The 12,791-nt window shown below is 76.0% G+C and carries 11 protein-coding genes; 7 read left to right on the top strand and 4 right to left on the bottom strand.

Annotated features, from left to right (window positions below; translation table 11 throughout):
* The first annotated feature begins 71 nt into the window (after positions 1–71).
* Positions 72–377: a hypothetical protein gene (locus E4U91_RS18360; protein WP_137307869.1), complete on the top strand. Its 306-nt coding sequence runs from the start codon at positions 72–74 to the stop codon at positions 375–377.
* Between the two features lie 29 nt (positions 378–406).
* Here the strand turns inward: E4U91_RS18360 and E4U91_RS18355 are convergent, their stop codons facing one another.
* Together E4U91_RS18355 and E4U91_RS18350 are read right to left on the bottom strand one after the other, a co-directional pair.
* On the bottom strand, positions 407–1,516 hold the full coding sequence (locus E4U91_RS18355) for a sensor histidine kinase (protein ID WP_137307868.1): 1,110 nt from the start codon (positions 1,514–1,516) through the stop codon (positions 407–409).
* Positions 1,517–1,519: 3 nt separating this feature from the next.
* Positions 1,520–2,404, bottom strand: coding sequence for a response regulator transcription factor (locus tag E4U91_RS18350; protein WP_137307867.1), 885 nt, complete (start codon positions 2,402–2,404; stop codon positions 1,520–1,522).
* 111 nt (positions 2,405–2,515) lie between these two features.
* Between E4U91_RS18350 and E4U91_RS18345 the strand changes: the two genes are divergently transcribed.
* The 5 genes from E4U91_RS18345 to E4U91_RS18325 all read left to right on the top strand — a co-directional run bounded on the left by E4U91_RS18345 (position 2,516) and on the right by E4U91_RS18325 (position 7,088).
* Complete coding sequence (locus E4U91_RS18345; RefSeq protein ID WP_241678622.1) at positions 2,516–3,265, top strand: glycosyltransferase family 2 protein; 750 nt, start codon at positions 2,516–2,518, stop codon at positions 3,263–3,265.
* Entirely contained in the window at positions 3,262–3,933 is a 672-nt protein-coding gene (locus E4U91_RS18340) for a TIGR04282 family arsenosugar biosynthesis glycosyltransferase (protein WP_137307866.1), read from the top strand. The genes E4U91_RS18345 and E4U91_RS18340 overlap by 4 nt, the downstream gene beginning before the upstream one ends.
* Positions 3,934–4,002: 69 nt before the next feature.
* Positions 4,003–4,767 carry a class I SAM-dependent methyltransferase gene (locus E4U91_RS18335; protein ID WP_137307865.1) on the top strand — a complete coding sequence of 255 codons (765 nt, stop codon included), beginning with the start codon at positions 4,003–4,005 and terminating at the stop codon, positions 4,765–4,767.
* Positions 4,764–6,137 carry a hypothetical protein gene (locus E4U91_RS18330; protein WP_422070901.1) on the top strand — a complete coding sequence of 458 codons (1,374 nt, stop codon included), beginning with the start codon at positions 4,764–4,766 and terminating at the stop codon, positions 6,135–6,137. The genes E4U91_RS18335 and E4U91_RS18330 overlap by 4 nt, the downstream gene beginning before the upstream one ends.
* Before the next feature lie 171 nt (positions 6,138–6,308).
* Positions 6,309–7,088: a GAF and ANTAR domain-containing protein gene (locus E4U91_RS18325; RefSeq protein ID WP_137307864.1), complete on the top strand. Its 780-nt coding sequence runs from the start codon at positions 6,309–6,311 to the stop codon at positions 7,086–7,088.
* A 44-nt stretch (positions 7,089–7,132) separates the two neighbouring features.
* Here the strand turns inward: E4U91_RS18325 and E4U91_RS18320 are convergent, their stop codons facing one another.
* Positions 7,133–9,274, bottom strand: coding sequence for a TerD family protein (locus E4U91_RS18320; RefSeq protein ID WP_174867935.1), 2,142 nt, complete (start codon positions 9,272–9,274; stop codon positions 7,133–7,135).
* A gap of 294 nt (positions 9,275–9,568) precedes the next feature.
* On the opposite strand from E4U91_RS18320, the gene E4U91_RS18315 reads away from it, so the two are divergent.
* Entirely contained in the window at positions 9,569–11,305 is a 1,737-nt protein-coding gene (locus E4U91_RS18315; protein ID WP_137307862.1) for a lysyl oxidase family protein, read from the top strand.
* A gap of 54 nt (positions 11,306–11,359) precedes the next feature.
* Here E4U91_RS18315 and E4U91_RS18310 read toward each other — a convergent pair whose 3' ends face one another.
* Entirely contained in the window at positions 11,360–12,688 is a 1,329-nt protein-coding gene (locus E4U91_RS18310; RefSeq protein ID WP_174867820.1) for a COG1361 family protein, read from the bottom strand.
* Between the last annotated feature and the right edge of the window lie 103 nt (positions 12,689–12,791).

Here is a 12,791-nt window from a genome sequence, read left to right as displayed (position 1 = left end):
GAACGCGTTCCTCCCCTCCGTCGTCCTGACTGGCAGAGATCGACCCGGCTGCGGACAGGAGGACGAGGGGAGTGACCGTGAGGGAGCCGGCCGTACCGGAGGCGGAGTGGGGGAAGTTCCTCCGCGACACCGAGGAGGCCATACGCCGCTCGGCACCGCGCGAGCCGTCGGCCCGCGAGCGCGCGACCGGCGCGGACGTGGACGACGCCGTCGGCGAGGTGTGGTGTCCCGAGGAGCCCCCGGCCGCTCCCGGCTGGCGGCAGCTGGACCCGGCGGCCAGGGTCCGGCGCCTGGCCCGTTTCCTCGGGATGCTCACGGTGCTGCTGGTCCTGCTCACCCTCTTCCGCCACGCGCAGCCCGGCGTGCCCTCCCCCTGAGGCCGCTCGGGGGCTCGGGCCCCGTTCCCCTACGGCGCGACCGGCAGGGTCACCTCGAAGCGGCAGCCGCCGGGGACGTTGCGCACGCCGGCCCGGCCCCGGTGGGCCTCGACGATGCCGCGGACGATCGCCAGGCCCAGGCCCGCCCCGGCGGGCGGGGTGCGGGCGTCGCTGCCGCGCCAGCCGGTGTCGAAGACGCGCGGCAGGTCCTCGGGCGGGATGCCGCCGCAGCCGTCGGTCACCGACAGCACCACGCCGTCCGGAGAGCGTTCGGCGGCCACCGCGACCGTGCCGTCGGCCGGCGTCCGGCGGATCGCGTTGACCAGCAGGTTGCCCAGCACCCGGCTCATCTCCCGGCCGTCGACCTCCACCGGCACCGGCTCCACGTGGGCGCCGACCAGCCGGACGCCGTGCTCCCGGGCGAGCGGGTCGGCCCCCGCGAGGGCGTCGCCGACCAGGTCGTACAGGGAGATCCGGGACGGGCTCAGCGGGAGGGTGCCCGCGTGGATGCGGGACAGCTCGAAGAGGTCGCCGACCATGTCGTTGAGCCGTTCGACCTCGGTGCGGATCTGCTTGAGGTAGCGGTCGGGGTCGGCGGCGACGCCGTCCTCCAGCGCCTCCGACATGGCGCGCAGCCCGGCCAGCGGGGTGCGCAGGTCGTGCGAGATCCAGGCGACCAGTTCCCGCCGGGACGTCTCCAACGCCCGCTCCCGCTCGCGTGATTCGGCGAGCCGGGCGCTGGTGGCGGCCAGTTCGCGGCTGAGCGCGTCCAGTTCGGCGGTGCCGGGCTGGACGGGCGGGGCGAAGGCGCCGCCGTCGCCGAACGAGCGGGCCGCCACCGTGAGGTCACGGCTGCGGGCCACCACCCAGCGGCCCAGCAGCAGCGCGGTGGCCAGCGACACCGCGGCCGCCATGGCGACCACCGTGGTGACGACCTTCAGGTCGTGCGGGGACAGGAACATCGCCCACGCCACGGCCAGCGTTCCGGCGAGCATCGCGACCACCCCGACCGCCGCGACGACGGCGAGCGACGCGGTGAGCGAGCGGCGGCGGGTCCCGCGCAGCACGGCGGCCCCGGCCAGACCGGTCAGGGCGGCGCCGGCGAAGGCGTACAGGGCGATCAGGAGGGTGTCGCGCACGTCTCAGGCCTCCTGCTCGGCGGGCCCGGCGGCGGACGGGTCGAAGCGGTAGCCGACGCCCCACACCGTCTGGATCAGCCGGGGCCGGCCCGGGTCGTCCTCGACCTTGCCGCGCAGCCGCCGTACGTGCACGGTGACCGTCGACAGGTCGCCGAAGTCCCAGCCCCACACCTCGCGCATCAGGTCCTCCCGCCCGTACGCCCGCCCCGGGTGCCGCAGGAAGAACGCCAGCAGGTCGAACTCGCGCAGGGTGAGCGCCAGTTCCGTGCCGTTCTTGGTGGCGCGGCGGGCCGCCGGGTCGATCGTGAGGCCCGCCGCGCCGAGCGGGCCGGTGTCCGCGCGGGGGCGCGTGCGGCGCAGCACCGACTCCACGCGCAGGACCAGTTCGCGGGGGCTGAACGGCTTGGTGACGTAGTCGTCGGCGCCGACCTCCAGGCCCAGGATGCGGTCGTCCTCGTCACCGCGGGCGGTGAGCATGATGACCGGCACCGGGCCGCTGTCCGCGCGCATCCGCCGGCACACCTCCAGGCCGTCCATGCCGGGCAGCATCAGGTCGAGCACCACCAGGTCGGGGCGGTGCCCGGCGGCCCGCGCGAGCGCCGCGGGGCCGTCGCCGGCCCGGTCGACGACGTAGCCGGCGCGGTCCAGGTACCCGGTGACCACCTCGGCGACGGTGGGGTCGTCGTCGACGACCAGGATGCGGGCGGGACGGGCGGGGGTGGGAGCGGCGGCGGAGGCGGCGCCGGCAGGGGTGGGACCGGTGGAGGCGGCACCGGCAGGGGTGGGACCGCCGGGGGCGGGGGCGGTGGGAACGGCACCGGCAGGGGTGGGACCGGCGGGGGCGGGACCGGGTCCGGCCGGCTCCAGCCGCTCGTGGGACTGCTGCATGCCACCAGCCTCGCACCCGGCCCGGCGAGCGGCGCGGGCCCGGCGCCGACGTCCGCGTTCCGTAAGGAGCGGCTGTCCGGAATGCCCTTTTCTCGTTCGTAGGGTGAGAGCGTGACGACGACCCCACCACCGCCGCGAGGCGTCGACGTCGTGCTCCCCTGCCTGAACGAGGCCGAGGCCCTCCCCTGGGTCCTCGCCCGCGTCCCCGCAGGCTGGCGCGCGCTCGTCGTGGACAACGGCTCCACCGACGGCTCGGCCGACCTCGCCCGCGCCCTCGGCGCGACGGTCGTGCACGAGGCCCGGCGCGGCTTCGGCGCCGCCTGCCACGCCGGGCTGACCGCCGCGACCGCCGACGTGGTCTGCTTCTGCGACTGCGACGCCTCCCTCGACCCCGCCCTGCTCGTGCCCTTCGTCGACGAGGTGCGCTCCGGCACGGCCGACCTGGTGCTCGGCCGGCGCCGGCCGCAGTCCCGGCGCGCCTGGCCGCCCCACGCCCGGGCCGGCAACCTCGCCCTCACCCGCCTGCTGCGCCGCCGCACCGGCCTGCGCCTGCACGACCTCGGTCCGCTGCGCGCCGCGCGCCGCGCGCCGCTGCTCGCCCTCGGCCTGACCGACCGGCGCAGCGGCTACCCCCTGCAGATGGTGGTCCGCGCCGCCGACGCGGGCTGGCGGATCACCGAGCACGACGTGCCGTACCGCCCGCGCACCGGCACCTCCAAGGTGACCGGCACCTGGCGGGGCACCTGGCAGGCGGTACGGGACATGAGCGGTGTGCTCGGGGAGGCGCCCCGGCGCTCCGCGGGGCCCGGCGGGGAACACCCGGCCGGGCCCGCCCCGGCACATCCGGCGGACCGCTCATGACGACCGCGCGGGGCGTCCACCCCGCCGCCGCTCCCGCCGTCCCCCTCGCCACCCTCCTGGTCATCGCCAAGGAGCCGCGCCCGGGCCGGGTCAAGACCCGGCTCACCCCGCCGTACTCGCCGCACGAGGCCGCCGCCCTCGCCGAGGCCGCCCTCGCCGACACCCTGCACACCGCGGCCGCCACGCCCGCAGCCCACCGCGTCCTCGTGCTGGACGGCTCCCCCGGCCCGTGGCTGCCGCCCGGCATCGAGGTCGTACGGCAGTGCGGCGGGGGGCTCGACGCCCGCCTCGCCGCCGCGTTCGCGCACCGGCCGGGTCCGGCCCTGCTGATCGGCATGGACACCCCGCAGGTCACCCCCGAGCTGCTGGACGTGGACTTCACCGGCTGCGACGCCTGGTTCGGGCCGGCCGCCGACGGCGGTTTCTGGGCGCTCGGGCTCGCCGACCCCGGCCCGGCGGAGGCGCTGCTGCGGGGCGTGCCGATGTCCACGCCGGAGACCGGCGCCGTCCAGCGCGAGCGGCTGCGGGCGGCGGGACTGCGGGTGCGGGAGCTGCCGTGCCTGCGGGACGTGGACACGGCGGCCGACGCGGCGGAGGTCGCCGCCCTGGCCCCGACGGGCCGCTTCGCGCGGCGGCTCGCCGCGTGCGGGCCGGGGGTGCGGTCGTGAGCGGCGGCTGTACGACGACGGAGGGGGCGGCGTGAGCGGCAGCGGCGGTACGGCGACGGAGGGGGCGGCATGAGCGGCGGCGGCGGTACGGCGACGGAGGTCGCGGCGGCCCACCACCCGCCGACGGGGGAGGCGTTCCCGGGGGTGCCGGGTGTCCCCGGGGCCCCGGGGGCCTGGTCCGCCTCCGACCCGTACGCCACCGCCCTGCGCACCGGGCGCGGGCCGCTGTTCCTGCGCCGGGCCGACGGCTGGCTGCTGCCGCTGGACGTCGAACGCTGGTGCGCGCGGGCGGACGCGGTCGACCGGGCGGTGCTGGACCGGTGCGAGGGCGCGGTGCTGGACGTGGGCTGCGGCCCCGGGCGGCTGGTCGCGGAGCTGGCGGCACGCGGCGGTACCGTGCTCGGCATCGACGTCAGCTCCGCCGCCGTGGCCCGCACCGTGCGGCTCGGCGGGCAGGCGCTGCGCCGTTCCGTGTTCGACCCGCTGCCCGCGGAGGGCCGTTGGGACACGGTGCTGCTGATGGACGGCAACCTCGGCATAGGCGGCGACCCGCGCGCCCTGCTGGAGCGGGTGGGCCAACTGCTGCGCCCCGGGGGGCTGCTGATCGCCGAGACCGCGCCGGTGGACGTGGACGAGCGCACGCACGTGCAGGTGGTCGGCGTCAGCGACGTGGGCCCGACCGAACCGCCCTTTCCGTGGGCGCGGTTGGGGACCGCGGCCCTGCTCCGGTACGCCCCCGGCTGGACTCCGGCCGGTGCGTGGACGGCGGACGACCGCCGGTTCGCGGCCCTGCACAGCGCGGCGGAACCGGCCGACGGACGGGGGGCACGGTGAACGCCGGGCACACGTCGACCGCCGCCGACCCGCGCCTCGCGCACCGCACCCGGCGCCGGGACGCGTACGCCGTCGGCGCGGCCGTGCTGCTCGTGGTCACCGCCGTGCTGGCGGGCCGGCCGATCCAGAACCGGCTGCGGGTGAACTGGCCGCCGCTGCTCGCGTCGTGGGACCCGCACGTCGGCCCCGGCACCCCGGCGGCCGTGGTCCTCGCGGCGGCGGTGGTCGCGTACGGTCCCGTCCTGGCCGCGCGGCTGCGCTGGCCCGCCCTGCTCGCGGCCGCCTGGGCGACGGCGACGGCCTGGATCCTGTCGCTGGCCCTGGTCGACGGCTGGCAGCGCGGCGTGGCGGGCCGGCTCACCACCCGGAACGAATATCTCCGTTCCGTCGGCCGCTTCGACGACATCCCGGCCGCGCTGGCCGGCTTCACCCGGCACATCCTGCTGCACTCGCCCGACAACTGGCCCGCCCACGTCGCCGGTCACCCGCCCGCCTCGACGCTGACGTTCGTGCTCCTCGACCGGGCCGGACTCGGGGGCGGCGGCTGGGCGGCCGGGTGGTGCGTGGTGACCGGCGCGACGGCGGGCGTCGCGGTCCTGGTGGCGGTGCGGGCCCTGGCCGGCGAGACCCTGGCCCGGCGGGCGGCGCCCTTCCTGGTGCTGGCGCCCGCCGCGGTGTGGCAGGGGGTGTCGGCGGACGCGTACTTCGCTGCGGTGGCCGCGTGGGCGGTGGCCTGTCTGGCCCTGGCGGTGACCGGCGGCCCGGCGCGCCGTTCGCTGCCGTGCGCCGCCCTCTCCGGCCTGCTGTTCGGCCTGACCTGCTACCTGTCGTACGGCCTCACCCTGTTCGCGCTGATCGGCGCGGCCGTGGTGGTGCTGGGCCGGCGGGGCGCGCGGGAGCGGCCCGTGCCGCGGGCGGTGCTGTTCCTGGCGGGCCTGGCGGTGGTGCCCACGGCGTTCACGGTGGCCGGCTTCGACTGGTGGGAGGCGTACCGCCTGCTGGTCACCCGGTACTACGAGGGCGCGGGCGGCGTCCGCCCGTACGGCTACTGGGTGTGGGCGAACCTCGCCTGCACGGTGCTGATCACCGGCCCGGCGACGGCGGCGGGCCTGGGCCGCGGCGGTACGGCCCTGCGGCACCCGGTGACGGGCGCCGACCGGCGGCTGGCCCTCCTGGTCGCGGCCGCCCTGGCCGCCCTGCTGGTCGCGGACCTGTCCGGCATGAGCAAGGCCGAGACGGAACGCATCTGGATCCCGTTCGCCCTGTGGCTGCTGCCCTGCTGCGCCTTCCTCACCCGCCCCCGGGCCTGGCTGGCCGCCCAGGCGGCCCTCGCCCTGCTGCTCAACCACGTCCTGCTGACGGGCTGGTGACCCGGACCGAACAGTTGTCCACACCCTGTGGACGAACCGGTGCGACCGCGGACGCCCCGGCCGCCCTCCCGCCCCCGCCGGGTTTCATCCGCGCAGGCGGGGAACCGGGCCCACGCACCGGTTCCGCCCACCGAGGGGCGGGACGTACCCGGGGTGACGGGAGTGAGGGACATGCGGCCGGCGGACGGGGAGCCACCGGAGGACGGCGGCGGCGCGCCCGCCGAGGCGGAGGAGCGGCGCCGCATCGCCGCCGAACTGGCGTCGGCTGCCGAGGGGTTGGAGACGGACGACGACATTCCGGAGGCCCTGTGCCGGGCCTGCGTCCGGCTGCTCCCGGTGAGCGGCGCGTCGGTGACGCTGTCGGGCGGTCCGGGCGTGCAGTCCACGTGGTGCGCGAGCGACCCCACGGCGGCCCGGCTGGCCGAGACCCAGTTCACGCTGGGCGACGGCCCCGGACAGACGGCGCTGGAGCGGGCGGCGCCCGTCCTGGCCGCCGACCTCACGGACGGCCCCGACGTCCGCCGCTGGCCGGTCTTCGCACACCAGGCGGTCGAGCTCGGCGTCCGAGCGGTCTTCTCGCTCCCGCTGGGCGTCGGCGACCAGGCCATCGGCACCGTCGACCTGTTCCGCGACACGGCGGGCCCCCTGGACGCCCCCGCCCTGCGCACCGCCCTCCGGGTCCGCGACGCCCTCACCGCCACCCTGCTCGACCTGCACGCCCGCACACGGCCCCCGGCCCCGGACCACACCGAGGTCCACCAGGCCGTCGGCATGGTGATGACCCAGTTCGACGCCGACGCCCACCAGGCCCTGGACCGCCTCCGCGCCCGCGCCTTCGCCGAGGGCCGCACCCTCACCCAACTGGCCCACGACGTCATCACCCGAAAACTCCGCCTCGCCCCGGCCCCGGACGAGACCCCCGCCGGGGGTGACACGCCCGACACCCCCTGAGCCGGGCCGGATCGGACCCGGACCGGACCAGGGGGCGGGCCCGCTCAGCCCGCCGCGACCGCCGGCGCGGCGGCCGTGGACCTGCGCGCCGCGGGCCGGTCCAGGTGGACCACCACACCGTCGTGGAACCGGTGCACGGCGTCGTCGACGCTGCGGATGAAGCCGGTCTCCGCGTTGCCGCGGGTGCTGCCCATGTTCTTGAAGAGGGACAGCCGGAACCCGGTGATCCGGGCACCGTTCTTCGGCAGCAGGTCCGCCGGCTCGGGGCGCAGCCGCTCCAGGGTGCCGCGCGGCCCGCCGCCGTCGCCCTCGACCAGGGTCTCCACGTGCAGGTCGGCCGGTGCCTCGGCCAGCCGCCGCACGAGCCGCTTGACCCAGTTGAGCGGGTAGCCCTGCTCGGGCGCCGGGACCTCGAGGGAGGTGCGCAGCTTGCCGGTGCGCAGGTCGGCGGCGACCGTCAGGACGCCCGGGGCGCCCTCGATCAGCACCTCCGCGTGCAGCCTCCCGTCCCGGCACAGCTCGTCGGCCATCCGGGCGCGGCGCTCGCCGGGGTCGGTGCCGCGCCGGGCCCGCCGCACCGGCAGCACCTTCTGCCCGAGCTCGCCGCCGAGTCCCAGGCAGACCTGCCGGATCAGCCGCTCCCAGCTCTCGACGACCTCCAGGGCCCGCGGGTCGCCCTGGCACAGGGTCTCGTCGTCGATGCCCTTGCGCACGGGCACCCAGGCGGCGCCCATGTTCTGGAAGCCGTGGCACCCGGAGTTCTCGTGCTGGAGGTAGTGCAGCAGCTCCTGGAGCAGCCAGGCGTGCGCGCTGTTGCCGACGCCCTCGTGGCGGATCAGCATCTGCGCCTGGTGCGCGACCTCGGCCCAGGACAGGTGCCACAGGGCCACCTTGTGCTTGCGGCGGCCGTCGGTCTTCACCTCGACCAGCGGACTGCCCTCCAGGGCCACGTCGTTGGAGAGGGTGACGACGGCCTCGTAGCCGCGGCGGGCGGCGATGTCCATGTACGCCTGCACCTGTTCGGCGCGCAGCGCGTTGCCGTTGGTCTTGGTCTCGACGAGCGCCGTCCAGAGCTTGCCGGCCCGCTCGACGCGGAGGACGCCGTCGGGCCGGCGCGGGGAGTCGCCGTGCGGCAGGGACACCTCGGTGAACGTCTCCATCCGCCCGGCCGGGGCGCCGAATCCCGCCGTGAGGCGCCGGCCGAACTCCGGCACCTGCGCCATCACCGACAGCAGGACCGACGTGGCCCGCGTCTCGCGGTCGCGGTCGCTCTTGAGCGCCGAGACGGGGAAGAGCCGGGCCGGCCGCCAGGACTCGTTCTCCGCGAGGGACGCGCGCGCCGTCTTCGGCAGGGTCACCTTGCGCCGGGCGGTGCGGGGCCGGGCGGCCCTGCGCGGCTCGCCCCCGGCCTCGCCCTGCGGCTCGTCCCGTACGGCGTCCCGCGGCTCACCCTGCGCCTCGGGCCGCCGGGGAGCGGGTACGCCGGGCAGCGGCTCACCGTCCTCCTGCGGGACGAGCGGCGCGGGCGAGGGCGACGCCACCTCGACGGCGCTCTCGACGCCGGTGCCCACAGCCGCCTCACCACCGGCGTCAGCGGCCTCCACGCCGTCCACGCCGTCCACGTTGCCGGCGGCATCGGCAACGTCGGCGCCGTCGTCGATGTCCACCCCGAAGTCCGTCGCCAGCCCGGCCAGACCGGTGTCGTAGCCCTGGCCGACCGCGCGGAACTTCCACTCCTCGCCGCGCCGGTACAGCTCGCCGAAGATGAACGCGCTCACCGACCCGGCGTCGTCGATCGAGAACCGCAGCAGTTCCTCGCCGGACCCGTCGGCCAGCGTCACCCGCAGGTCCTCGAGTTCGCCGAAGCGGGCGCCCTCGTAGCGGCTCGCGGCGATGACCACCCGCTCGATCCCGGCCGGGACGGCGGTCAGGTCGAAGCCGATGCGGTCCTCGCTGCCTTCCCCGGCGGGCTGTTTGCCCAGCAGGTGCACGCTGCCGTCGGCCGCGACCGGGTGGTTGTAGAAGTAGAAGTCCGCGTCGCTGCGGACCTTGCCGCTCCCGTCGAGCAGCAGCACGGACACGTCCGCGTCGCCCTCACCGGTGGGGCTCGCCCACCCGAGGCTCACGAACACCGCGTCGACGTTGTCGCTGAGCGTCGCCAACCCGACGTTGGCGCCCTTGACCATCTCGTACACAAGCCCCCCAAGCAGCCCGACGACGGACGACGACGGCCCCCCGCCCGCCCGCCGTACCACCCGTGTGTGACCCCGCACACACTTCCCACACGGGATCACCATAGTCGGCACCCACCCCTCCCGGTGAACGTCCGCCCCAACAGGCAACCCCCGCCCACCCTTTGTCCCTCTCACAGGATGTTCACAGTCGCGGCCGGGGCGCCTGGGGTGCGTCGTTCGGTCGGCCGGGGGTGTGGGCTGTCCAGTCCGATGCCACTGACCATGGCACTCGCAGACGAGGAACCGATGACCAGTCAGCCAGACCGCAAGGCCCTGACGCGCGCGGCGTTCGCCGCGGCGGCCGTGCTCACCGTCGTCACCGTCGCCGGGGCCGCCCCCGGTGCCGGTGCGGCGCCGGCGAGCCCGGCCGGGACACCGAAGCTCAAGCTGATCGCCGCGTCGAAGGCCGTGACCCTCGACCGGTGGGAGGGGGAACCCGGGATCTACCTCGACCTCGGCACGTACGTCACGGTGGACGGCGCGCCACTGGAACTGAACGTGACGCGCAGGTCGTACAAGGACCCGGTGGTGGCGCGGCAGATCCTGCGCAACGGGACGCGCACCACCAGCAGGACGCTGCCCGCCGGGCTCGTCAAGGACTTCTCCGGGCTGCCGGGCTTCCTGGAGGTGTCCGTGAAGAACGCGGCCGGGCAGGAGGTGACGCGGAGCAAGGGCACCTTCTGCCCCAACAACGCCTCCGGGCGCCTGCGTCCGGACGCCCCGGCCACCTCGCACTACCCGGAGAGCTGCTCCACCAACCCGTTCACCCTGGGCTCGGTGTGGGGTGTCGAGAAGGGCTGGGCGGCCAACTCCAGCACCGTCGACTACGACAAGCCGGTCGACCTGCCCGTCGGCGAGTACACCGCCAAGGTGTCGGTCGCCAAGAAGTACCGCGACCTGTTCGGCATCCCCGACGACCACCCGACCATCAAGGTGACCGTCCGGCAGACCGGTGACGGCGGCTCGGGCGGCGGCACCTCGGGCGGAGGCACCACGGGCGGCGGTACGGCCGGGCAGCGCGCGGCGTCCCCGTCGGCCCCGTCTGCCCCGTCGGACCCGCACGCCCAGCACTCCCAGCACTCCACGGGAGCGGGTCACGCGGGCCACCACTTCGGGCCGCGCGGCGCCGACGCCCCCACCCCGGGCGCCCTGTCCCACGCCCTGGAGGCCCGCGGGCTCGCGCACCACCTCGGTGACGGGCTCGGCCACACCGACGGCTCGCGGGTCGCCCCCGCGCTGAGGGCCGACGGCCGGCGGCCCACCGGCCGCGCGGGCGTCCCCGCGAACGTGCCCAAGCCGGACCTGCGCTCCCTGCCGGCCTGGGACATCGCGGTCACCGACGGCGAGGACGGCGACGTACCCGGCAAGGACTACCTGGCGTTCAGCGCCAACGTCTGGAACGCGGGCCCCGCCCCCCTCGTCGTGGACGGCTTCCGCAAGCCGGGCGCCGACCTGATGGACGCCTACCAGTACTTCTACGACGCCCACGGCAAGCAGGTCGGCTACGCGCCCACCGGCACCATGGAGTGGGACCCGCGCATCGGCCACGAGCACTGGCACTTCACGGACTTCGCCAGCTACCGCCTGCTCAGCGCCGACCGCACCCGCCAGGTGCGCAGCGGCAAGGAGGCGTTCTGCCTCGCCAACACCGACGCCATCGACTACACGGTGCGCAACGCCAACTGGCACCCGTACAACACGGACCTGTCGACCGCCTGCGGCCAGCAGAACTCCATCTCGGTGCGCGAGGTGCTCGACGTCGGCTCCGGTGACACCTACACCCAGTACCGTCCCGGCCAGTCCTTCGACATCTCGGACCTGCCGAACGGCACGTACTACATCGAGGTCAAGGCCAACCCGGCCCACCGCCTCCAGGAGACGGACCTGAAGAACAACGTCTCCCTGCGCAAGGTGGTCCTCGGCGGGACGCCCGGCGCCCGCACGGTGCAGGTCCCGCCGTACGACCTCGTCGACGCGCCGTAGGGAAACGGGCGGGGGCGGGTCCGTCGCGGCTCGCCCCCGCCCTCGACCCGGTTCTCAGGCGCTCGGGTTCACGACCACCCGGGCCGTGTTGTTCCGCGCCTTCGGGTCGAACACGAACGGGGTCGAGGCGCCGCGCTCCGGGTGGGCGACGACCGTGCCGGTCGCGTCCGGGACGACCCGGTCGACGCGCAGTTCGAACGTGTAGTCGGCCTTCAGGCCCGGGTAGGCCGCGGACGGCAGGTAGCAGGTGTAGCGCGTGGCGCCGGCCGACTGCGGCCGGCACAGGTCGGGCACGCCGACCGCGGTCGTCCCCTCGGGGACGGTGAAGTCGACGAGCGCGGGCGCGTCACCGGAGAACACGTGGGCAACCCAGGCCGGTCCGCGGTTGACGAAGCGGAACGTGGCGTCGACGGTCGTGCCGGCCGCCCCGCGCACCTCGGTGCCGCGCACCCGGAAGTCGGCGGTGTTGTCGGCCTGGATGCTCCAGGCGCGGTAGTTGTCCGCGCCGGACAGGTCGGTGGCGCCGCCGCCCGGCTCGACGTCGATGTCGAAACGGTCGTACAGCGCGGCCTCGTTGACGGCGAGCCGGACGTCCCCGGGCAGTTGCACGGTCGCGCCCGGTGCCACGTCCGTGTCGAAGGTGCAGTCCACCTCCTTCATGTACCAGCCGCCCTCCGGGGCCTTGGCCGTGCACTGCGGGAACTGCGTGAGCAGGTCCAGGCCGTACGACGTCGACATGCGCACGGTGAAGCCGTGGGCGGTCTCGTCGCCGGTGTTGGTGACCGCGAACGGCGCGGTGAGCGTCGTGCCCGGGGTGGCGTGGGTGACGTCCTGCGGGGCGGGGACGCCCAGGTCGGGGCCCGAGCCGAGGGTCACGAAGGTCTCCGCGGCGCCCTCCGGGGCGGTCAGCGTGCCGTCGGGGCCGCCGGTCGCGGTGGCCGCGTACTCGATCGTGCCCTGGGCGCCGGCTGCGGCGCCGGGCACTCCGCGCAGCTTGAGCTCCACCTGGGGGCCGGGGCGGGTGGGCACGTCACCGGTGTCGCACACGGCGACCGTGCCGGCGGCGTCGGGCGTGCAGGCGGCGGGCCACTCGACCTCGGCGACCCCGGCCAGGCCGGAGACGTCGACGGTCAGCCGGCCGTCGGTCACGGCGAAGGTGCCGTTGTCGTGGTAGAGGCCGAGGGCCAGCGAACGGTACGGCGCGGTGCCGCCGTCGGGGGCGACGAGGACCGCCTGCTCGTACGGCGCCTGGATCCACAGCTGGTCGCTCTGTGCCTCGTCGGCGACGGCGACCCCGCCGCCGAGTCCGGTGACGACCAGCGCGCCGGCGGCCGAGGCGCACAAGCCGCGGCGCAGCAGGCGCCCGGCGGAGACTGAACTCATGACTTCCCCCAGGGGACGGTGAGGACCCGGTGCGCCAACCCGCACCGGGCGGGAGTTGGACGGCCCGCCCGGAGGGATGGTTGTAAGTCTCTTACCGACTTCT

The sequence above is a fragment of the Streptomyces lasalocidi genome (genome assembly GCF_005280215.1).
In the GTDB taxonomy this organism is placed as follows: domain Bacteria; phylum Actinomycetota; class Actinomycetes; order Streptomycetales; family Streptomycetaceae; genus Streptomyces; species Streptomyces longwoodensis.
The sequence above is the reverse complement of the archived record's forward strand: the minus strand, read 5'-3'. Positions and strand labels throughout refer to the sequence as shown.